Genomic DNA, 21,611 nt, shown 5'->3' with positions numbered 1-21,611 from the left:
AAATTAATAAAAATATTTAACAAACATGATCTTTAGTAAGGGTTAAAGAACCTACAAAACAATTATATGCACTTATTATTTCTCAAATATTATTTATTTATTTTATTTGCAGTCTTAACCGAAAAACCGAAATGGTTTTGTAAGATTTTTAAAATAGGATGGAAATAGTAAAGCTTGTTGCTGAAACAAAAGCAAAAATCAGCAAGTTTATTGAGGAAGGAAAAAGTATAGGATTCGTGCCAACTATGGGAGCTTTACACGATGGTCACTTGTCACTTACAGCCGAATCTGTAAAAGAAAATGACATTACAGTTGTAAGTATTTTTGTGAATCCTACACAGTTTAATAATCCTAACGATTTAAAAACTTACCCAAGGTGCATTGAGGAAGATCTTGAAAAACTTTCAAAATACAATCCTGATTTAATTTTTATCCCTGAAGTGGAGGAAATGTATCCCGAACCAGATACTCGTGTATTTGATTTTGGACACCTTGATAATGTTATGGAAGGCAAAAATCGTCCAGGACATTTTAATGGAGTAGCGCAAGTTGTTAGTAAACTTTTTGACATTGTTACCCCTCACAAGGCCTATTTTGGGCAAAAAGATTTTCAACAAGTAGCTGTTATTAAGCAGATGGTGAAAGATCTTAAGTTAAACGTAAAAATCGTTCCATGCCCTATTATCAGGGAAGAAGATGGTTTAGCAATGAGTTCCAGAAATTTACTACTTACAGAGGATCAAAGAAAAAATGCATCTAAAATATCTGAAACTTTATTTAAAGCTTGTAACTTAGCAGCCGATTTAAGTGTAAACGAATTGAAAGATTGGGTAGTTGATGAAATCAATAAAAACCCATATCTTTCGGTCGAATATTTTGAAATCGTTGATGATACATACTTGCAGCCTATTAAAAGCTGGGACGAAAACAAGGTAAAAGTTGGATGTATCACCGTTCAGGTAGGAAAAATTCGATTGATTGATAATATAACTTTTTAAATATTAGTTAAAATTAAAATGTACATTGAAGTTTGTAAATCGAAGATTCACAAGGCATCGGTAACTGGTGCAGATCTTCAGTATGTTGGTAGCGTAACCATTGATGAAGATTTAATGGATGCAGCAAACCTAATTGAAAATGAGAAGGTTCAGATTGTGAATATTAACAATGGTGAACGCTTAGAGACTTATGTGATTCGTGGCGAAAGAGGTTCAGGTACAATTTGCTTGAACGGGGCTGCTGCCAGAAAGTGTGCTGTTGGTGATGTAATTATCATCATCTCGTATGCATCTATGGATTTTGAGGAAGCTAAAAACTGGGAACCAAGCTTGGTATTTCCTGATACAGCAACTAATAAATTGATCTAAATTCATTTAGAATACATGCAAGGGCTGTTCTTTCGAGATCAGCCTTTTTTTGTGAATGAATCTAAGAAACTTCGAACTCCTCATTCATTAATTCTTTTGCTACTCTCTTAACGATAAATTACCTTTAAGCAAAATCTAAAAAAAAATGGATAAACTACAATTGATAAAAGATAAAATCATCTTCAAGAAAGAAGATGCCTTTAACCAATTACAAACATGGCGATTTAAAGAAGAAAAGATCGTATTCTCCAATGGATGTTTCGACATTGTTCATCGCGGACACCTTGAATACCTTGCTTCGGCAGCCTCAATGGGAAATAAAATGATTATTGGTTTAAATACCGATTCATCAACCCAAAGACTAAAAGGTCCTACTCGTCCAATCAACGATGAATACTCGCGCGCACTTCTATTGGCTTCATTGGGATTTATTGACATGGTAATTCTTTTCGAAGAAGATACGCCATACAATTTAATTGATTTCGTTCAGCCAGATGTACTGGTAAAAGGAAGCGATTATAAAGCTGAGGATATTGTGGGATATGATATCGTTAAAGCAAAAGGTGGAGAAATTAAAACTCTAGACTTTATCGAAGGATTCTCGTCAACAGGAATCATCAAAAAAATACAACAAGAAGGATAAATTTAAGATTCAAACACAAATTTGAATTTATTACACATTGTTAATTACTAATTGCTAATTGTATCAAAGTGGTTGCCAAAGCGAAAACAAAAAGTGCCTGGTTCTGTCAGAATTGTGGAGTCGAATCTGCCAAATGGGTGGGAAAATGTCCTTCCTGTGGTGAATGGAACACATTTGTAGAAGAGATTGTTGTAAAATCAAAAAACGTAAATGTTGTTGGTTCAAATGGCGATTCCAAAAACAAACCTTTAAAGATTTCCGAAATTTCATCTTCCGAAGAAAAAAGATACAACACCCAAAATATGGAGTTGAATCGTGTTCTTGGTGGTGGATTGGTTCCAGGCTCATTAATATTAATTGGTGGTGAACCAGGAATAGGGAAATCGACTTTGGCACTTCAAATTGCTTTACATCTTAAAAGCTACAAAACGCTTTACGTTTCGGGAGAAGAAAGTGCACAGCAAATTAAATTGAGAGGGAATCGAATCAATGCCGATAACGACAATTGCTTAATTGTTAGCGAAACCTCGATGGAAAACATCTTCTCTCACATAAAAAATACCAATCCGAATATTGTGGTTATTGATTCTATTCAAACTTTGGCAACAGAAAGAATAGAGGCAGGTCCGGGAAGCGTTTCTCAAATTAGGGAATGTACTTCTCAACTGCTACAATATGCCAAACAATCGGCAGTTCCGGTTCTTTTAATTGGTCACATTACCAAAGATGGAAATTTGGCCGGACCAAAAATTTTGGAGCATATGGTCGATACCGTTCTTCAGTTCGAAGGCGATCAGAATCACATGTACCGAATTTTGCGAGCTACTAAAAATCGATTTGGCTCTACATCCGAAATGGGAATTTACGAGATGCAGCACACAGGTTTGAGAGAGGTTTCCAACCCTTCGGAATTGTTGCTTTCGCAGGAAGATGAAAGCCTGAGCGGAACAGCCATTTCTGCTTCAATAGAAGGCATGCGTCCATTCCTGATTGAAATTCAAGCACTGGTAAGTTCTGCTGCATATGGTACACCTCAACGATCATCCACTGGTTTCGATTTGCGCCGTTTGAATATGCTTTTGGCAGTATTGGAAAAACGTGCTGGTTTCCGACTATCTACCAAAGATGTTTTCCTAAACATTGCCGGGGGAATTAAGGTTAACGATCCTGCTATCGATTTGGCGGTGATTATTGCCATACTTTCTTCAAGCACCGATATTTCCATTCCTAAAGAGGTCTGCTTTGCAGGCGAAATTGGTTTATCAGGCGAAATTCGTCCTGTTAACCGAATCGATCAACGCATTAGCGAAGCTGAGAAATTAGGATTCAAACAAATCTTTATTCCAAAACACAACTTAAAAGGCTTGGATATCTCCAAGTTTAAAATCAAAGTGCATTTGGTAAGCAAAGTTGGCCAGGTATTCCAAACCTTATTCAGATAGCAAGTAATTGCAGAAGACACAGTAAAAAATCTACATTCTAAACTGTGAACTTAAGGGTTTTCAAACTTTGGCTTGATTTTTTAATACGTATTAAAATATACTTTAACAGCTATTAAATTTATTTTTAATAGCTATTATAATTTCATAACTTGGGGTATCAAGCTTCTATTTGTAGGCATAAGTTCTTTAAAACAACACAATAAATTACCCCAAACCAAATGTTATGAGTGTAGAATATAAAGTAGTAAAACATGCAAGTCCGGGTGTTAAAGGTGGCGGAAAATACAAGTATTACCCTCGAATTACCAATCGAAAAACCGTAAAAATGAAGGAGCTGTGTGAGCACATTGCCTTAATGTCAACTTTTAGCGAAGGGGATGTTATGGGCGTACTACATACTTTCATAACAGAAATTCCTGATTTATTAAAAGAAAATTGCAGTATCGATTTGGAAGGTTTGGGCATTTTCTCTCTTCATGCATCGGGGGAAGGATGCGATACGGTAGAGGAAGTTACTGCACGAAAAATTACAAGTACCAAAATTGCCTTTCGACCAAGTAAAAGATTAAAAACTGAAGTATCAGGTACGCAGTTTATAAAGGCAAGGAATTTTAAATGATGATTATATCGACTTTTTGACCATTTGACTGTTTGACTTTCCTAGACTTTTAAGAAAAAAAGAGGATGCCTTGGCGAGACATCCTCAATAGTAAAACAGTTACTATGAATTTTTTCGAATCGGCTTGGCGTACCGAATCTGCTAGCATCGGAATAGAAAGAATAAACTGAATCTTTCCGCTTTTCATGCCCGAAAGCTAAAATCCATAACCCAGGCAGGTCTTCTGGCTTGTTCCGGTCTTCAACTCCTTCCCATCCCGAAGTATCGGAACAGTGGAACATTTGTTAAAAACACAGATTCACATTTGAATCGGAACTTACAGCTGCGGGGACAGCTCCTGATTTAAACAGGATTCCCTATTATTCTCCTGTCGGAGAACCTGAATCGCAGTACAATTTTAAAAAAAATTACTTGATCTTACAACAGATTTTAAATCTGATTTTTATACCGATTTGTTTCTAAAATGTCGTTCAGTTTCTCTACCCTCACTTTACTCCTTTAGAAATCTATCGGCATAATACATATAAGCTTCTATTTAAAATTGTATTAAAAGAAGTCTTCATCATCAAAATCCTCAGTGGTGCTGTTCGAATTATCATTGCTAACAGCTTCACAATCCAAGTTAATATTAACCCCTCGAGGTTTTTCAAAATCTCCTTTTTTCATGCCTAAGCTTTCATCGGCATATACTTTTTGCATGTACAATCCCCAGATTGGCAAGGCCATATTGGCTCCCTGCCCATAAGTAATCGTTTCAAAACGAATGGCTCTGTCTTCGGCACCAACCCAAACTCCTGAAACCAACTCAGGGGTAATTCCCATAAACCAACCATCGGAATGATTCTGTGTGGTCCCCGTTTTTCCTCCAATAGGATTATACAGATGATATTTAAATCTTAATCTTCTACCAGTTCCTTCTCTAACCACACCTTGTAACAGGTTGGCCATTAGGTATGCGGTTCTTTCATTCATTACTTCGGCTTTTCGTGGAACCGATTGAGCAATTAAATTGCCCTTGCTATCCTCAATCTTGGTAATGAAACGCGGTTTGATATACACTCCTTTATTTGCAAAAGTACCATAAGCACCAACCATTTCGTAAACCGAAATATCAGAAGTTCCCAAGTATATAGAAGGTACAGCATCAATATGACTAACTACTCCCATTTTACGAGCCATTGCAACCACGGCTTCTGGATTGGTTTGTTTCAACACCCATCCCGAAATGTTATTTACCGAATTGGCCAATCCCCATTTAAGGGTTACCATTTCACCACTATGGGCACTCGTTGAGTTTCGTGAAGTCCATGGAGTACCATCAGGCAAAATAAAAGTTTGCGGAATATTTGGCACTTTATCGCAAGGCGTTAAACCTTCCTGCATTGCCAATGTATACAAAAATGGTTTAATGGTAGAACCCACTTGGCGTTTACCAAGCGTAACCATATCGTACATGAAGTGCTTGTAATTTGGACCACCTACATAAGCTCTTACCTCTCCAGTTTGTGGCACCATCGACATGAAACCAGCTCGTAAAAATCCTTTGTAATACAACATGGAATCCATTGGCGAAATAATGGTATCTCGCTCACCTTTCCATGTAAATATTTTCATTTTAACAGGCTTTTTGAAATTTTCTTTGATCTGCTCAAAAGACAAGCCCTTCTTTTTCAGCACACGGTGTCTTTCACTTCTGCGAATCGAAAGATCCATCTGGTGTTCGAATTCTTCATCGCTCAAATCATCCGAGAAAGGTGGGTTTCTATGATTCTCTTTTTCCCTGTCGAATACCTTCTGTAAATCAAGTCCCAAGTGTTCCTCCACAGCTTGTTCTGCATACTTTTGCATTCTCGAATCCAGAGTGGTGTATATCTTTAAACCATCCTTATATATATTGTATGGTGTTCCATCCGCTTTCTGATTTTTATTACACCATCCGTAGAAAGGATTAATTTCCCACTCCAAAGAATCCTGTTCATACTTTTGCATATTCCATGAAGGATAACTTTTTCTTTCCGGCTTATTGGCAGTAAGAGACATTCTTAAATACTCTCTGAAATATGGAGCCATACCTCTTTTGTGATCCACTTTTTGGTAATCGATTCCCAAAGGCAATTGTTTTAATGAATCAGCAATCTGATTTTCCAAATAACCATACTTCACCATTTGAGAAAGAACCGTATTTCGTCGTCCTTTGGTAAGTTCGGGTCTTCTAAGTGGATTGTAGTATGACGAGTTCTTTGCCATACCAACCAACATAGCAGCTTGTTCCAACTTTAATGAATCAGGAGTTGTGTTAAAATATACATTCGCCGCCGATTTAATACCAACCGCAAGATTCAAGAAATCATACTTGTTAAAATACATTGTCATGATTTCTTCTTTGGTATAGCTTCTTTCCAACTTAACTGCAATTACCCATTCCCTAAACTTTCGGAATACGATATCTAATTTATTCTTGAACTCCTCTCGTGGGAACAACATTTTTGCCAACTGCTGAGAAATGGTACTACCTCCACCAGCACTACTATCACCAGTTATCAATCCCTTAAAAACACGTCCCAATCCTCGAAGGTCAATTCCAGAGTGACTTTCGAATCGAACATCTTCTGTTGCAATCAGTGCATCAATCAAATATGGCGACAGCTCATCATGATCAATAAAAGAACGGTTTTGAAAATAAAATTTCCCTAATAATTCTCCGTCTACAGTATAAACTTCGGTAGCCAAACTACTTTTAGGATTTTCCAAGTCTTCAAATGTTGGCATAAATCCGAAAGTACCTTTGGATACTCCTGCAAAAAATAATACCACACAAATAAGTCCTACAATAAAGATCGACCAAAATATAAGCAATGGTTTTTTGTAAATCTTAATTTTAGATTTACTGCACACCTCTTCATTACCAGGATTAAACTCTTCATTAGGATCTATTTCCATATTTGAATTGATTTCAGACATACTTCTGCATTTTTTATGAGCTGTAAAAATAGCAAATTAAATTCTAACATATAAGACGTATTTTTCGGCATTTTATTGGATTTTTGACCTACATTATAATAAGGTAGTATCAAAATAATTACAACAAAATTTTGAACTTAGGTCTCTTATTGTTTTACTTTGCAAAAAATTTTAACCTAAACTTCCCAAAGAACAGATTCGAGATGGTAGAGAATTTAGTAATAGTTGAGTCCCCTGCAAAAGCAAAAACAATCGAGAAATTTTTAGGCAAAGATTTCTTGGTTAAATCTAGCTTTGGGCATATTCGGGATTTGGAAAAAAAGGATTTTGGGATTGATATTAAAAACAATTTCACACCTAAATATATTGTATCTACTGACAAGAAAAAGGTAGTTACCGAATTAAAAAAACTTGCAAAGGAAGCCAAAACGGTTTGGATCGCATCCGATGAAGACCGCGAAGGAGAAGCTATTGCATGGCACTTGTTTGAAGTGTTAAAATTGAAAAAAGAGAACACCAAACGAATTGTTTTTCATGAAATTACCAAGCCTGCAATCCTAAAGGCAATCGAAAATCCTCGCGATATTGATGATAATCTTGTTAACGCACAGCAAGCAAGAAGAATATTAGATCGTTTGGTAGGTTTTGAGATTTCCCCGGTTTTGTGGAAAAAAGTAAAACCTCAACTTTCGGCAGGTCGTGTACAGTCCGTAGCTGTTCGACTTTTGGTTGAAAGAGAAAGAGAAATTATTGCATTTAAACCAGAAGCTTATTACAAAGTAGTTGCCAACTTCTTTATAACTGAAGAAAAAGGAAATCAGAAAACTTTAAAAGCTGAATATCCAAAACGTTTCTCTACAAAAGAAGAAGTTCTTCAATTTTTAGAAAGTTGTAAAAATGCAGAATATAAGGTTAGCGATATTGAGAAGAAACCTTCAATTCGTAAACCTGCAGCTCCTTTTACTACTTCAACTTTACAACAGGAGGCAAGTAGAAAATTAGGATTTTCGGTAGCACAAACCATGGCCGTTGCCCAGCGTTTGTACGAAGCCGGAAATATCACATATATGAGAACTGACTCGGTAAACCTTGCTGATACTGCATTGGCTGCAGCTAAAGAAGAAATTACCAAGCGTCATGGCGAAGAGTATGTGAAAATCAGAAAATATCAAACCAAAAATAAAGGTGCGCAAGAGGCTCACGAGGCCATCCGTCCTACCTATTTAAATAAAGAGGTAATTAATGGCGAATCAAATGAGATTCGTTTGTATAACCTAATTTGGAAAAGAACCATTGCTTCTCAGATGAGCGATGCAAAATTGGAGAAAACCAATATAAAAATTGCTGCATCAACCAATGGCGAAGAATTTATCGCAACTGGAGAAATGATCAAATTCGATGGTTTTCTAAAAGTATACATGGAATCTACCGATGATGAGAATGGAAAACAGGAGGAAACTTTATTACCAATGGTCAAAGTTAACGATCCTGTTACAGAAGATTTCTTGAATGCAACTCAAAACTTCACCTATCGTCCACCACGATTTACCGAAGCTAGTTTGGTGAAAAAACTGGAAGAACTTGGTATTGGCCGTCCGTCTACTTATGCTCCAACCATTACTACCGTTCAAAATCGCGGATATGTAGTGAAAGAATCGAGAGATGGTGTTGAGAGAAAGTATGAGGTAATCAACCTGAAGGAAAACAACATTTCTGAGGAAGTAAAAACTCAGATCACTGGTGCTGAGAAAAGAAAACTTTTCCCAACTGATATAGGAATGGTGGTTACCGATTTCTTGAATGAGCACTTCCCGAATGTAATGAATTACAACTTTACTGCTGATGTAGAGAAAGAATTTGATGATATTGCCTTGGGTAAGTTGATTTGGCATGAAATGATTGGAAAGTTTTACAATCCTTTCCATGATAATGTAGAAAAGACACTTGAACATTCAGAAAGATCAACAGGTGAAAGAATTTTAGGTGAAGATCCTAAAACAGGCAAGGTGATTTTGGTTCGAATCGGAAGATATGGTCCTATGGCTCAATTGGGAGAAACGCCAGAAGATAAAGAAGCTGAAGCTCCTAAATTTGCAAGCTTACGACCAGGACAACATTTGGAAACCATTACGCTTGAAGAAGCCATTGATTTATTTAAACTTCCTAGAGATCTTGGTTTGTACGAAGATAAAAAGGTAGTTGTGGCTATTGGGCGATTTGGTCCATACGTGCGTCACGATGGTAAATTCGCATCTCTTAAAAAGGATATAGATGATCCTATGGAAATCGATCTTCCGAGAGCTATTGAATTAATTGAAGAAAAGAGAAAGAAGGATAGAGAAAAATTCATCAAAGCTTTCGATGAAGATCCTGATTTACAAATATTAAACGGTCGCTGGGGACCTTACATTTCATACAAAAAAGAGAATTTTCGATTAGCAAAGGATATCGAAGATCCTAAATCTTTGAGCTTTGAAGATTGTATGAAAATTATAAAAGAAGGTCCTAAAAAGAAAACCACAAAAAAGGCAGCAAGTAAAAAGACAACTGCCAAAAAAACTGTGACCAAAAAGAAAACTACAACGACAAAGAAAAAAACTACAACTGCCAAAAAGGCAAAAAAGTAAATTTCTGAAAAAAAGTTCAGGGCTGTTCCAATCAACGAACAGCCCTTTTTTATTGCTATTCTAGAAACTCTTCCTTTATATCACGCTCACTATATTGTTAAGCTTGAATTAAAAAAATAAAAATACATTAACAAAATAATAAAATCATCGTAAATAAAGATTACGTAATTCATATACGTTAATAAGACTTATAATGAGTTATACAATTTATTTGTTTAATTTAATATTTTGACAGCTAAATATTTTTCAAAAATAGACATCTTAAAATTGTTGATAAAAGCACTTGAACCTCTGATAAAACTTGTAAGGACGATTTATTTTTATTTACTTTACTCCTCACAGTTTTTGAAAATTACTGAACTATATAAAGTTGCATGAAAAGAACATTTTTCGTCATAATATTTATTTGTTGTACTCTGATTTTAAGGGCACAACAGGATCCTCAGTTCAGTCAAAATATGTTTAATATCCTTTCCGTAAACCCTGCATATGCAGGTGCCGAGAAGGATATTGTTGTATCAGCAATCAATCGTCAACAATGGGTTGGCTTCGAAAATGCTCCCGTTACAACGGTGGTAAACCTTAGTGCTCCTGTTCGTTTTGGTGGCAGAACTCATGGTTTAGGATTAAGCATTGTTAGAGACGAATTGGGTTTTGAAAAAAATACTGGTTTTAGACTAAGTTACTCCTATGAGAAAAAACTTAGCACAGGTTCTTTGTACTTTGGAGCAAGTCTTGGATTACAAAACAATGCATTAAAAGGTGAATGGTTTGTTCCTGAAGGAGATGATTATGTTTCAGCTCAAGATGATTTAGGAAATGGAACTATTGATGAAGGTAAAATGGTTTTCGATCCGGGATTGGGATTTTTTTACCAAACGCATAACTTTTATGCCGGAGTTTCCGTATTGCATGTCACGGAGCCTTCTGTTGCTTATAGTGAATCGGTAGAAACCTATTTGGCAAGACATTATTATGCGACTGCCGGATATACCTTCAATCTTGATGAAAGTTGGGAAATTATGCCATCTGTATTTTATAAAACAGATGCTGTTGTTTCTCAAATTGATATAAACAGTTTGCTACGATACAATAAAAAGATTTGGGGAGGCGTTTCATATAGAGTTGATGATGCAATTGTTGGAATGGTAGGTGTATTATTCAATAATGGAATTCAAGTTGGATATGCATATGATATTTCAACATCGAAAATTGCAAAAGCATCTCATGAGTTTCTGTTAACGTACAGATTCAACACGAAATTGGAAAGCCGAAATCAAAAATATAAGAGTATTCGATTTTTATAACAAAATATTAAAAATCTGTGCTTTAGCACAATTTACAAAACCACTATGAATAAACTACTTACAACACTAGGTGTAATTGTTTTATTGTTCTTATCATCGTGTGGAAGCCGCACAGGAAATGGAGAACTTGTTGGTGTCGGTCAGAGAGGAAAATGGTTTGAGCCGAAACCTTACGGTATGGTACAAATTCCGAGAGGAAGTTTTACTATGGGGCCAAACGACCAGGACGTAGCTTGGGCACTGAACGCAACAACAAAAACTGTTTCTGTTGAATCATTTTGGATGGACGAAACAGAAATTACCAACAATGAATACCGTCAGTTCGTATACTGGGTGCGCGACTCTATTGCACGACAGTTATTAGGGCAACAGTTTGAAGAATTCCTAATTGCGGAAGACAACAATGGTAACCCTATCGATCCTCCTTTCATTAACTGGGAAGAAAGATTGGATTGGAATGATGAAGAATATGTTGAAATTCTTGAGGAAATGTATCTTCCCGAGCATGAAAGATTTTTCCGCAACAAAGAAATAGATACCAGAAAACTGAAATATCAGTACGAATGGGTTGACCTTCAACAAGCGGCTAAAAAATCGAACCGTTACAATTACGAAACGGGCGAGTACGAAGGTATGGTAGATGACTACAAAGGTGGTAGAAAACAAATTGAAGACAGATCTTCTTTTATCATGAAAGAAGCATTAAATATTTACCCAGATACGCTGTGCTGGATTCAAGATTTTACTTATTCATATAATGATCCTTGGACAAAGCAATATTTCTGGCATCCAGGATATGATGATTATCCAGTAGTTGGGGTATCATGGAAACAAGCAACAGCTTTCTCTATTTGGAGAACTCGTTTCCACAACTCAGCACTTAAAGCTGAAGGAGATTATCCAGTTCAGGACTACCGCTTACCAACCGAATCGGAATGGGAGTATGCAGCCCGTGGTGGAATTGCACAAAACATGTACCCTTGGGGTGGTAATTACACCAGAAACGATCAAGGTTGTTTCTTGGCTAACTTCAAACCTTTGCGAGGTAATTATGTAGACGATGGTGGTTTGGTTACTCTTCCTGTTGGAAGCTACGAACCTAACGAGTATGGTCTTTACGATATGGCAGGTAATGTTGCAGAATGGACTTCCGGAGCTTACGATGAATCAGCCTATTCTTTTACACACGATATGAACCCGAATTATGAATACAATGCACTTCCTGATGATCCTCCAGCATTGAAAAGAAAGGTGATTAGAGGTGGATCCTGGAAAGACATTGGATACTTTATGCAATGCGCAACCAGAACATACGAATATCAGGATACTGCAAAATCGTATATCGGTTTCCGCTGTGTGAGAACTCATTTAGGTAGATAATCTACTCATTAACTATTTATTTTTAGACCTATTCAATAAATCCGACATGAATATTACAGAACTGGTACAATCTCCGAGATGGAAAAAATTTATGGGCTACGTGTATGGTTGGGGGGCTTCCGTCGTACTAATTGGTGCCTTATTTAAAATTATGCATTACCCTTATGCAGGCCTACTTCTATCAGTAGGTATGTCTGTTGAGGCAATTATTTTCTTCTTTTCAGCATTTGAACCACCACACGAACAACCAGATTGGAGTTTGGTATATCCTGAACTAATTGGCTTAGAGCCACGTGAACAAATGGTAAAAGGTGGCGGCGTTCAAGTTGAAGGCTTAGAGCAGTTGCAACAACTACTTGAAAAAATTAGTGTTGAACCTGATAAATTGTCACACCTAAGCCAAGGCCTAGCTAAGCTTACAAATGCTGCTGATAGTTTGTCAAATCTTTCAGATGCCGCTACAGCTACTGATGGATACATTCAAACCGTGCAAAAAGCTTCAGAATCTGTTGGGGAATTTTCGGGAAAATATGCTGATACTACACAGCAGCTTTCTGATTCTGCAAATCAACTAAGTGCTTCATACCAAAATGCAGCTTCTTCTGTTGAAAATTCAGGAAAAGAATTTGCTGATAAAGTAAACGAGTCAGGTAATAACCTATTGAATTCATATCAGAAAATCGATCAATCCTTACAGAATGACTTTGGTAAAATTTCTGAAAACAGTGGCAATTTCAATACCTCAATGGAGGCAATGAACAAAAATCTTTCATCGTTGAATGCGATTTACGAATTGCAATTAAAGCAAGGTAATCAGCAGATGGAAAATGCCAAAAATGTACATCAGGATTTAGATAAGGTACTTCAAACTCTTACTGCAACATTAGAGAATGCACAAACTTATCGCAAAGAAACTGAACAATTGAATCAAAATCTATCTGCATTAAATACCATCTACGGTAACATGTTAAGTGCAATGGATCATTCTAAGAAGAACTAGTATTAACAATCAAGCTAAGCTGAAATGGGAGCAAGTAATTGTAAAGAAACGCCACGGCAACGGATGATTGGGATGATGTATTTATTTCTGACAGCAATGTTGGCGATAAATGTATCAAACGAAGTACTGGACGCTTTTACAACAATTGATAATGGTTTATCAAAAACCATATCGACTTTTGAAGAAAAAACTCAAGCTACTTACCTTGATTTTGATATGGCTTTACAGGCCAACCGAAATAAGGTAGAGGAATCATGGGATAAGGCTCAAGTTATTAAAGCCAAATCTGATAGCTTATTCAACTTTATTCAGGAATTAAAAGAAAAAATCGTTGAGAAAGCTGATGGACCAGAATATGATATGAAGAATATCAAAAGTCGTGATAATATTGATGTACCTGGTGAAGTCATGTTAGTTGGAGGTAAAGGAAAACAACTGAAGGCTGAAATTGTATCATACAGAACACACGTCTTAAATCTTGTTGAAGATTCAACACTGTATCATGCGATACAAGAAACATTAGATACTTCAAAACCTGAGAAAAGTAAAAAAGGAGATCCCAATTACTCCTGGGAATCCAAACTATTTAATCATACTCCTTTGGTAGGAGCAGTTACGCTTCTATCAAAAATGCAATCGGATATCAGAAATACAGAATCAGACATTGTAAACTATCTGTATAATCAAATTGAAGCGGAATCATTTAAATTTAATGATTTAAAAGCTGAAGTTATTGCAAAGTCAAGTTATGTATTGAAAGGTGATACTTACGAAGCGGAAATTTTCTTAGCGGCAGTAGACACTACGCAAAACCCTACAATATTTATTAATGGTGCTGGAAAACTTAGTGACAAGAACTTTAATAAAGAAAAAAGAGGTGTCTATAAGGTAAAAGCAAATGAAATTGGTGCAAAAACTTGGGGAGGAGAATTAGTATTTAGAACACCTTCTGGGCGAGAGATAAGAAAGCAGTTTAAAGCAGAATATACAGTAGCAGAACCAAACGTAGTGGTTTCTCCTACCAAAATGAATGTATTCTATGTTGGAGTTGATAATCCTGTTAGTGTTTCGGCACCTGGTTTTACATCAGACAGAATTAGAGCATCAATTTCAAATAAAAATGGCCGCTTAATCAAAAAAAGTGATGACACGTATATTGCAAAGCCACAAGTTGTGGGAAGAGATGCAAAAGTTTTAGTCGAAGCCAATTTTGATGGAGAATGGAGACCGCTAAGAACGGTTGATTTCAGAGTGAAACCTATTCCTGATCCTGTTGCCAAGATTGCAGACAAGAGTGGTGGTAAAATCAAGAAGAATTTATTATTGGCTCAACAAGGAGTTGATGCTGTAATGGACAATTTTGATTTTGATTTGACATTTAAAATCACTGGTTTTACTGTATCAACCATCCAAAAAGGATTTACTGTTGATGAAGTCTCAAGAACGGATACCTTCACTCCTGAACAAATTAAAATGTTCAGAAATCTGAGAAGAAATAACAAAGTTTATATCGAAGACATTAGGGCGGTAGGTCCCGATGGTGTTACCAGAAATCTACCTGCTATTGTATTTAGAATAGAGTAATAAAATTTACATACGATGAAAAAAAGCTTATTACTATTAATTGGTCTGGCACTATTTTGTTCTGCGAATGTAATGTCGCAAACAAAAGCAACCAGTGTGTACAGTAAAAATCACATTAAGAATCGTAAACCAATTCCTTTCTCAAACATTCGTGAATCGGATGTAATGTGGTCGAAATTGGTTTGGAGAATTGTTGATTTAAGGGAGAAAATGAACCTTCCTATGTATTATCCAACTACTCCACAAGACGATCGTTATAGCTTAATTGATTTATTGATGTACGGCATCGAGAATGAAGGTTTAACTGCCTATTCAACAACCAATGATGAATTTAAAGAGCCAATGACATTGGACGAAATTCATGCAAAATTCGATGCTCAAGCTGATACCATTATGCAACGCAACAGGCTAACCGGTGAATTGGAACCAGTAATTATTCCTGGAGAAATGCACACCGATGATGTAAAGCGCTATATGGTAAAAGAGCAATGGTTCTTTGATAAGCAAACTTCAACCATGCAAGTTCGAATTATTGGTATTTGCCCAATTCGTGAGTATGTAAAAGATGGAGATACAGCAATGGATGGCGTTCAAAAGAAACAGCTATTTTGGATTTACTTTCCAGAAGCAAGGCCATTGCTAGCAACACACGAGGTATTTAATCCTTTTAACGATGCAGCTCGTTATTCTTTTGATGATTTATTCATGAAAAGAAGGTTTTCAAGCTACATCACTCAAATCTCTAACGTACACAACAACCGAGGAATTAGCGAATATACAGTTGGTATTAATTCGATGCTAGAAGCTGAAAGAATTAAGAACAATATTTTCGAATATGAGCATGACCTTTGGGAATGGTAGAATTTAATAAGCATTCAAAATAATAAAGGACCTCAAATTGAGGTCCTTTTCTTTTGCTGATATATTGAGTTTAAATGTACTCTTCTCCTTTTGTTATTTTTACATCGTTCACGAACTTTCGAATCTCCTGTTCATCACGCTTACGGCAAATTAGAAGTGTCTTGTCGGTATCTACAACAATGTAATCCTTTAAACCTTGTACAACAACCAACTTTTCATTTGGTGCATTTACCAAACAATCTTTCGATTCGTACAACATTACATTTTCTCCTTGAATGGCATTTTGATTATCATCTTTTGTAGAATGTTCATACATTGCCCCCCAGGTTCCCAAGTCAGACCAACCAAATTCGGTACAGTATACATATACATTATCTGATTTTTCAAGAATACCATAATCAATCGAGATATTCTGACATTCAGGATAAATATTATCAATTGCATCTTGTTCTCGTGCAGTATCAATATCCTCAAGAATTGAATCAAATAATGCATTTACATCAGGCAAGAACTTATTGAATGCATTCTGAATGGCTTGCAACGACCACAAAAATATTCCCGAATTCCAGAAAAATTCTCCAGACTCATAAAATATCTTTGCCAAATCTAAATGTGGCTTTTCGGTAAATGTCTTTACCGGATAAATATCTGAAGATTTCTCTACTGATTTTTTTCCAACCTGAATGTAACCGTATCCAGTTTCAGGTCTGTTTGGCTGCATTCCTAATGTTAGAAGTTTATCCTCATTACTTACAAAATTGATTCCTTCTTTTAAAACCTCCAAAAACTTAACTTCGTTTAAAATTAAATGATCAGCTGGAGTAACAACTACGGAAGCATTGGGATTCCTTTTTAAAATTTTATAATTCGCATAAGCAATACAAGGTGCTGTATTTCTTCTTAGAGGCTCTAATAAAACTTGACCCTCTTTCATTTCAGGAATTTGCTCCAATACCAAATCCTTATAAATGGCATTGGTAACCACAAAAAAGTTTTCTACCGGACAAATCGAAGCAAACCTTTCAAAGGTGTGACGAATTAAAGTTTTACCTGTTCCAAGAATGTCAAGAAATTGTTTTGGTCGCAAATTTTTACTCAATGGCCAGAACCTAGAGCCAACTCCACCTGCCATTATTACGCAGTAGCTATTTGGATTCATATTTAATTATTAATAATATGCATATAAATATTAGATATCCTAAAATACAGAAAACTCAATTCAAATCAAAAATAGTTTTGGTATTACTAAACAAGAACTGCTCAACTGATTCTATAAGTAAATTATTTGTACTTTTATCGTAAACAAGTTAAGTTATGAATCTGTTTGAACACGTTGGTAAATTCTCTAGATTCCTTCTTTTGGTCCTTTCAAAACCAGAAAAGGGAAAATTATTTTTCTCACAAATTGTGAAGGAAATTCATAAGCTTGGAATCAATTCAATTGGCATTGTAGTAATTATTTCCCTGTTCATGGGAGCCGTTATTACACTGCAAACAGCATACAATATGCTTAATCCACTTTTGCCAGACTATTTGGTAGGCTATACGACCAGAGAATCCATGCTCCTTGAGTTTTCATCAACTATTGTAGGTTTGATTCTTGCAGGTAAAGTTGGTTCAAATATCGCTTCTGAAATTGGATCGATGAGAGTTACAGAGCAAATTGACGCTTTGGAAATAATGGGTATTAACTCTGCTAACCACTTAATTCTTCCAAAAATAGTAGCTGCCATTTTTATTAATCCATTCCTATATGTTTTAAGTGTATTTGTAGGAATATTGGGTGGATTATCAGCAGGATACTTAACTGGTACGGTACCGGTATCAGAATTCATTTATGGTATTCAATATGGTTTTATCCCCTATTATATCACTTACTCATTAATAAAAACAGCTGTTTTTGCCTTTATTATTACAGCCGTACCATCATACTATGGTTATTACGTAAAAGGCGGAGCACTCGAAGTTGGTAAAGCCAGCACAAAAGCGGTTGTAAACAGCAGCATCTTAATATTATTGGCTAACGTGATACTTACACAAATACTCTTAAAATGATCAGACTGGAAAACGTAAATAAATCATTTGGCGATTTAAAAGTCTTAAACGATATCTCCATTACCTTCGAATCAGGTAAAACCAATTTAATCATCGGCCAAAGTGGATCAGGTAAAACCGTTTTGCTTAAATCGATAATTGGTTTGCATGATATAGATAATGGTGCAATTTATTACAACGACAGAAATTTTACTGAGCTAAATCACAAAGGAAAAAAAGAAATCCGAAAGGAAATGGGAATGGTTTTTCAAGGCGGAGCATTGTTCGATTCTTTAAATGTAGAAGAGAATGTGAGCTTTCCATTGGACATGTTTTCAACCATGTCTGAAAAAGAGAAGAACAAAAGGGTAGCCTTTTGTTTGGATAGAGTAAACATTCAAAATGCCAACCACCTTTTTCCTGCTGAAATTAGTGGTGGAATGCAAAAACGTGTTGCAATTGCAAGAGCAATCGCTTTAAATCCCAAGTATTTGTTCTGTGATGAACCAAATTCGGGTTTAGATCCAGTAACAGCAATTGTTATTGACAATTTGATTCAAGAAATCACCAAAGAGTTTAATATAACCACTATAATTAATACTCACGACATGAATTCAGTTATGGAAATTGGTGAGAAAATACTGTTTATTAACAAGGGTTTTAAGGCGTGGGAAGGAAACAAAGATCAAATATTCAATACCGAAAATCAGGCCTTAAATGATTTTGTATTTGCTTCCGATTTGTTTAAAAATATTAAAAAATCAACCTGATTGCTTTTAAATCCAAAGATTACGTAAGCAATTGTTATCTTTGCCCAACAAACAAGTCAAGTTTTCGATGAATAAAGTATTGATAATTACCATAACCACCATTTCGGTTTTTCTATTTTCTTGCTCTAAGGAAAAAAAGAATCCTCCTAAACTAAATCAGGAAGAATTTACAAAAATGCTAATCGATATTCACATTGCAGATGGTACTATGTCTGCACAGAATATTTACCGAGCTGGTAAAAATTATCGACCAAGTTATTACTACAATTCCATCTACGAAAAGTATAACTTACAACCTGCTGAATTTGATTCATGCGTAGCATACTATGCTGAAAACACTGCAAACTTCACAAAAATTTACGATAAGGTAATTGACTCTCTAAACCGATTAGAGACCAAATATCGTATTGATATAAAAAATGCAAAGCTTGAACAGGATACCGTTAACCTGTGGAAAAGAAAAAAACACTGGATTGTTCCAAAGCAAGGTAAACCAACTTTTAGTTTTAGAATTCCTATCAAAGAAAGGGGTATTTATACAGTATCTGCCGATATCAGAATATTTCAAAAGGATCAAACGGAAAATCCTACAATGGAAGCCTATTTCTGGAAAAAGGATACCACTAATGGTCCGCAAAAAGTGCTTTTCGATCCAATTAAGATTGAAAAAGATTCCATTTTTAAAACTTACAGCATCCAGTTAGAATATCCTGATACTACTTATACACATTTGGTAGGTGATCTATTTAAATGGGATAATGATCTTAAAATATTTACTCAGGAATATGAGATTAAGAATATTAAAATTTATAATCCTGAAATGAAACCTGATACAACTGAGATTGAAAGAGAATTAAAACGACACATCGATCGAGGAGAATTTATTCCTGATTTAAGATGAGAAAAATCACTGCAAATTATATTTTTCCAGTCAACTCAGGCCCATTAAAAAAAGGCATAATTGTTCTTGATGATACCAATCGAATTGTTGACATTATTGACACCAAGAACAACTTTAAGGAAATTGAAAATCTTGAATTTTATGGTGGAACCATAGTTCCTGGATTTGTTGATGCCTTTACATTACTATCTTACAGCAATTTTACAGCCCAAGATTTTAATGAGTGTACTGCTGGAGATTTTCATGCCAACCTTAAATCAAAAGTAAATTCATTACCAACTGATTTACCTTCTGTACAAAAAGGCATTAACCATTTGGAAGCTTTTGGAACAAAAGCTGCAGCTGATCTATTTCCTCATCAAGATTCACTATCGAAGAAAGAGAAGTCAAAAGTTCATTTTGTTACTCCAGATGAGAATTTATTCTATCAACTTGCAGGAAATGAAAACACACGCACCAATTCCATTACTTTATTAAATCACTTAATAATGGACAAGTGTGAAATGGAAGTCAGCAAGAACAATCAATTTTGCATTGGAACCGGATCGCTTGGCACACATCAAAGGCTTTCAATCTTTGAAGAAATGAAGCTGATTCAGCAAAAATTCCCTAAACTATCTGTTTGGGAAATGATAAAATGGGCAAGTTTATATCCTGCACAAAATTTAAGAATCGATAATGATTTTGGATCTTTAGAAATCGGCAAAAGACCAGGATTAAATCTAATTTCAGGAATTGATTTTAGCAGCAATCAGCTAACCAATCAAGCTGAACTTAAAATATTGATTTAGGAAGAGAATCTAGCAGCTTTATCCAAAATTTCAACCAATTTTTCTTCAAGAGTATCAAAAGAGAAATATTTCTTCCCTAGCTGATAATTAAACTCTCCTATTTCCTGATTTAGCTTTTCATTATGAATTACTTCATTCATATCGGCTAATGCTTTATCGGTAATAACATTATCCTCAAGCATAACTGTTTTAAATCCCTTGCTTCCTATATCAGGCCAATAAACCGGTTTGTAATTGTTCACGAAAATTGGACATTTTCCCAATACCGATTCAATAAATGCATTTCCAAACCCTTCATAAGTACTGAAATAGGTACTTGCCTTAGCATGAGCATAGGCATCGGAAAGAGCATAAGATTTGCTTCCTTGTATTTGTCGTCTATTGTTCTTGATAATATGCGATGCAAACATCACTTGTCCTTCCAATTTCAACTCATGAATCTGTTCAATCAATTCATTGTAGTAAACATTTCCCTCATCATCAGAATGGCTGCCTGTAATTACCAGTTTCGCATTTGTATCATCGAGCATATGGATTAGCTTAATGGCTGTTTCAATCCCTTTACGACGAACAATTCTAGTAACCTGAGCAAGAATATAATCATTCTCCTTAAAACCTAGATTCCTCTTTAAATTGATATTGGTTTCATTAATCTCTCCAAAAGGCAAGTCAAAATTCATAACATTGGGTACAACAACAGATTCCCTGCCGAATCTTGTTCGTAATGTATCTTTTCCGTAAGTATTAATTACTGCATGAAAAACATTTGGCAGTCGCAATGGAAAATTATCGGCAACAATTTGATTAATTTCTTCATATGGAGAAAGGTATCTGTCTCCTCTTTCCCAAAAAAAATCATGATCGTGAGTAATGGTAGGTAATCCGAGCTCAACTATTGCTTTCTTAATTCCTAAGCCCATTTCCAGATGTGCTGGCAAAGCTGAAGCATTTTCAGAAACGAAAACATCAATTTTCTTTTCTCTTGCCCAATCAATAATCTTGTTTCCAATTAAATCGGCATAAAAATGTATGTGCTCCAAAAGTTCAGGCAAGTTATCATCAGGAAAATGAAATGCTTTTTTTTGTCCCCAAAATCCTTCAGGAGAGAAAAAAGACATTTCAGGTACCAATGTTTCAAACTGAGGATCAAATTTTCGTTCCTCGTATTGTCCAGACAATATGAACACTTCGTGTCCCATTTTTCGAAATACTTTAATCCATTTTTCTGTTTCCAACGCAACTCCATCTACACCTCCAATTCGTCCTATTAGTATTCCTATTCTCATGTCTATTTCTTTTTGTAACTTTTTATTTGATAGTATTT

Annotated in this window: 18 protein-coding genes and 1 riboswitch; of the genes, 15 read left to right on the top strand and 3 right to left on the bottom strand. The window is 35.6% G+C overall.

Annotated features, from left to right (window positions below; translation table 11 throughout):
- Positions 1–158: 158 nt before the first annotated feature.
- The 5 genes from panC (at position 159) to M0051_RS13195 (ending at position 4,071) form a co-directional block, all read left to right on the top strand.
- A complete protein-coding gene (gene panC / locus M0051_RS13215) occupies positions 159–998 on the top strand; it encodes a pantoate--beta-alanine ligase (RefSeq protein WP_306741986.1) in 840 nt (279 codons plus the stop codon).
- Positions 999–1,016: 18 nt separating this feature from the next.
- The gene (panD, locus tag M0051_RS13210; protein WP_054723000.1) at positions 1,017–1,367 is read left to right on the top strand and encodes an aspartate 1-decarboxylase; all 351 of its coding nucleotides are present in this window, start codon (positions 1,017–1,019) and stop codon (positions 1,365–1,367) included.
- A gap of 145 nt (positions 1,368–1,512) precedes the next feature.
- Complete coding sequence (rfaE2, locus tag M0051_RS13205) at positions 1,513–2,010, top strand: D-glycero-beta-D-manno-heptose 1-phosphate adenylyltransferase (RefSeq protein WP_306741985.1); 498 nt, start codon at positions 1,513–1,515, stop codon at positions 2,008–2,010.
- A gap of 68 nt (positions 2,011–2,078) precedes the next feature.
- Positions 2,079–3,452, top strand: a complete 1,374-nt coding sequence (radA, locus tag M0051_RS13200) for a DNA repair protein RadA (RefSeq protein WP_306741984.1) — start codon at positions 2,079–2,081, stop codon at positions 3,450–3,452.
- 223 nt (positions 3,453–3,675) lie between these two features.
- On the top strand, positions 3,676–4,071 hold the full coding sequence (locus tag M0051_RS13195; RefSeq protein ID WP_306741983.1) for an HU family DNA-binding protein: 396 nt from the start codon (positions 3,676–3,678) through the stop codon (positions 4,069–4,071).
- A gap of 195 nt (positions 4,072–4,266) precedes the next feature.
- Positions 4,267–4,469, bottom strand: a riboswitch (cobalamin riboswitch).
- 148 nt (positions 4,470–4,617) lie between these two features.
- Here M0051_RS13195 and M0051_RS13190 read toward each other — a convergent pair.
- Positions 4,618–7,032 carry a transglycosylase domain-containing protein gene (locus M0051_RS13190; protein WP_306741982.1) on the bottom strand — a complete coding sequence of 805 codons (2,415 nt, stop codon included), beginning with the start codon at positions 7,030–7,032 and terminating at the stop codon, positions 4,618–4,620.
- A gap of 203 nt (positions 7,033–7,235) precedes the next feature.
- Here M0051_RS13190 and topA point away from each other — a divergent pair, with 203 nt between their 5' ends.
- The 6 genes from topA (at position 7,236) to gldN (ending at position 15,791) form a co-directional block, all read left to right on the top strand.
- Positions 7,236–9,659: a type I DNA topoisomerase gene (gene topA, locus M0051_RS13185; protein WP_306741981.1), complete on the top strand. Its 2,424-nt coding sequence runs from the start codon at positions 7,236–7,238 to the stop codon at positions 9,657–9,659.
- A 374-nt stretch (positions 9,660–10,033) separates the two neighbouring features.
- On the top strand, positions 10,034–10,966 hold the full coding sequence (locus M0051_RS13180) for a type IX secretion system membrane protein PorP/SprF (RefSeq protein ID WP_306741980.1): 933 nt from the start codon (positions 10,034–10,036) through the stop codon (positions 10,964–10,966).
- 45 nt (positions 10,967–11,011) lie between these two features.
- A complete protein-coding gene (locus M0051_RS13175) occupies positions 11,012–12,346 on the top strand; it encodes an SUMF1/EgtB/PvdO family nonheme iron enzyme (RefSeq protein ID WP_306741979.1) in 1,335 nt (444 codons plus the stop codon).
- A 46-nt stretch (positions 12,347–12,392) separates the two neighbouring features.
- On the top strand, positions 12,393–13,346 hold the full coding sequence (gldL, locus tag M0051_RS13170; RefSeq protein ID WP_306741978.1) for a gliding motility protein GldL: 954 nt from the start codon (positions 12,393–12,395) through the stop codon (positions 13,344–13,346).
- 24 nt (positions 13,347–13,370) lie between these two features.
- A complete protein-coding gene (gldM, locus tag M0051_RS13165) occupies positions 13,371–14,930 on the top strand; it encodes a gliding motility protein GldM (RefSeq protein WP_306741977.1) in 1,560 nt (519 codons plus the stop codon).
- A 15-nt stretch (positions 14,931–14,945) separates the two neighbouring features.
- Complete coding sequence (gene gldN / locus M0051_RS13160) at positions 14,946–15,791, top strand: gliding motility protein GldN (RefSeq protein ID WP_306741976.1); 846 nt, start codon at positions 14,946–14,948, stop codon at positions 15,789–15,791.
- 70 nt (positions 15,792–15,861) lie between these two features.
- On the opposite strand, the gene M0051_RS13155 is transcribed toward gldN, so the two are convergent.
- Positions 15,862–16,950, bottom strand: a complete 1,089-nt coding sequence (locus tag M0051_RS13155; RefSeq protein WP_306741975.1) for a mannose-1-phosphate guanylyltransferase — start codon at positions 16,948–16,950, stop codon at positions 15,862–15,864.
- 155 nt (positions 16,951–17,105) lie between these two features.
- Between M0051_RS13155 and M0051_RS13150 the strand changes: the two genes are divergently transcribed.
- The 4 genes from M0051_RS13150 (at position 17,106) to M0051_RS13135 (ending at position 20,287) form a co-directional block, all read left to right on the top strand.
- Positions 17,106–17,846: an ABC transporter permease gene (locus M0051_RS13150; RefSeq protein ID WP_306741974.1), complete on the top strand. Its 741-nt coding sequence runs from the start codon at positions 17,106–17,108 to the stop codon at positions 17,844–17,846.
- Positions 17,843–18,595 carry an ABC transporter ATP-binding protein gene (locus tag M0051_RS13145; RefSeq protein WP_306741973.1) on the top strand — a complete coding sequence of 251 codons (753 nt, stop codon included), beginning with the start codon at positions 17,843–17,845 and terminating at the stop codon, positions 18,593–18,595. Before M0051_RS13150 ends, M0051_RS13145 begins: the two co-directional genes overlap by 4 nt.
- Positions 18,596–18,662: 67 nt before the next feature.
- Positions 18,663–19,496: a DUF4296 domain-containing protein gene (locus tag M0051_RS13140; RefSeq protein ID WP_306741972.1), complete on the top strand. Its 834-nt coding sequence runs from the start codon at positions 18,663–18,665 to the stop codon at positions 19,494–19,496.
- Entirely contained in the window at positions 19,493–20,287 is a 795-nt protein-coding gene (locus tag M0051_RS13135; protein WP_306741971.1) for a hypothetical protein, read from the top strand. Before M0051_RS13140 ends, M0051_RS13135 begins: the two co-directional genes overlap by 4 nt.
- Here the strand turns inward: M0051_RS13135 and M0051_RS13130 are convergent.
- Positions 20,284–21,573, bottom strand: a complete 1,290-nt coding sequence (locus tag M0051_RS13130; protein WP_306741970.1) for a glycosyltransferase family 4 protein — start codon at positions 21,571–21,573, stop codon at positions 20,284–20,286. The two genes, M0051_RS13135 and M0051_RS13130, sit on opposite strands and share 4 nt — an antisense overlap.
- Between the last annotated feature and the right edge of the window lie 38 nt (positions 21,574–21,611).

The organism is Marinifilum sp. D714, from assembly GCF_030851345.1.
Classification (GTDB): Bacteria; Bacteroidota; Bacteroidia; order Bacteroidales; family Marinifilaceae; genus Marinifilum.
This window is presented reverse-complemented; position numbering and strand designations above follow the sequence as displayed.

Bases quoted from the DNA above. Each gene is read 5' to 3' on its own strand.
- panC (WP_306741986.1), top strand. From the start codon at position 159: ATGGAAATAGTAAAGCTTGTTGCTGAAACAAAAGCAAAAATCAGCAAG.
- panD (WP_054723000.1), top strand. From the start codon at position 1,017: ATGTACATTGAAGTTTGTAAATCGAAGATTCACAAGGCATCGGTAACT.
- rfaE2 (WP_306741985.1), top strand. From the start codon at position 1,513: ATGGATAAACTACAATTGATAAAAGATAAAATCATCTTCAAGAAAGAA.
- M0051_RS13195 (WP_306741983.1), top strand. From the start codon at position 3,676: ATGAGTGTAGAATATAAAGTAGTAAAACATGCAAGTCCGGGTGTTAAA.
- M0051_RS13190 (WP_306741982.1), bottom strand. From the start codon at position 7,032: ATGTCTGAAATCAATTCAAATATGGAAATAGATCCTAATGAAGAGTTT.
- topA (WP_306741981.1), top strand. From the start codon at position 7,236: ATGGTAGAGAATTTAGTAATAGTTGAGTCCCCTGCAAAAGCAAAAACA.
- M0051_RS13180 (WP_306741980.1), top strand. From the start codon at position 10,034: ATGAAAAGAACATTTTTCGTCATAATATTTATTTGTTGTACTCTGATT.
- M0051_RS13175 (WP_306741979.1), top strand. From the start codon at position 11,012: ATGAATAAACTACTTACAACACTAGGTGTAATTGTTTTATTGTTCTTA.
- gldL (WP_306741978.1), top strand. From the start codon at position 12,393: ATGAATATTACAGAACTGGTACAATCTCCGAGATGGAAAAAATTTATG.
- gldM (WP_306741977.1), top strand. From the start codon at position 13,371: ATGGGAGCAAGTAATTGTAAAGAAACGCCACGGCAACGGATGATTGGG.
- gldN (WP_306741976.1), top strand. From the start codon at position 14,946: ATGAAAAAAAGCTTATTACTATTAATTGGTCTGGCACTATTTTGTTCT.
- M0051_RS13155 (WP_306741975.1), bottom strand. From the start codon at position 16,950: ATGAATCCAAATAGCTACTGCGTAATAATGGCAGGTGGAGTTGGCTCT.
- M0051_RS13150 (WP_306741974.1), top strand. From the start codon at position 17,106: ATGAATCTGTTTGAACACGTTGGTAAATTCTCTAGATTCCTTCTTTTG.
- M0051_RS13145 (WP_306741973.1), top strand. From the start codon at position 17,843: ATGATCAGACTGGAAAACGTAAATAAATCATTTGGCGATTTAAAAGTC.
- M0051_RS13140 (WP_306741972.1), top strand. From the start codon at position 18,663: ATGAATAAAGTATTGATAATTACCATAACCACCATTTCGGTTTTTCTA.
- M0051_RS13135 (WP_306741971.1), top strand. From the start codon at position 19,493: ATGAGAAAAATCACTGCAAATTATATTTTTCCAGTCAACTCAGGCCCA.
- M0051_RS13130 (WP_306741970.1), bottom strand. From the start codon at position 21,573: ATGAGAATAGGAATACTAATAGGACGAATTGGAGGTGTAGATGGAGTT.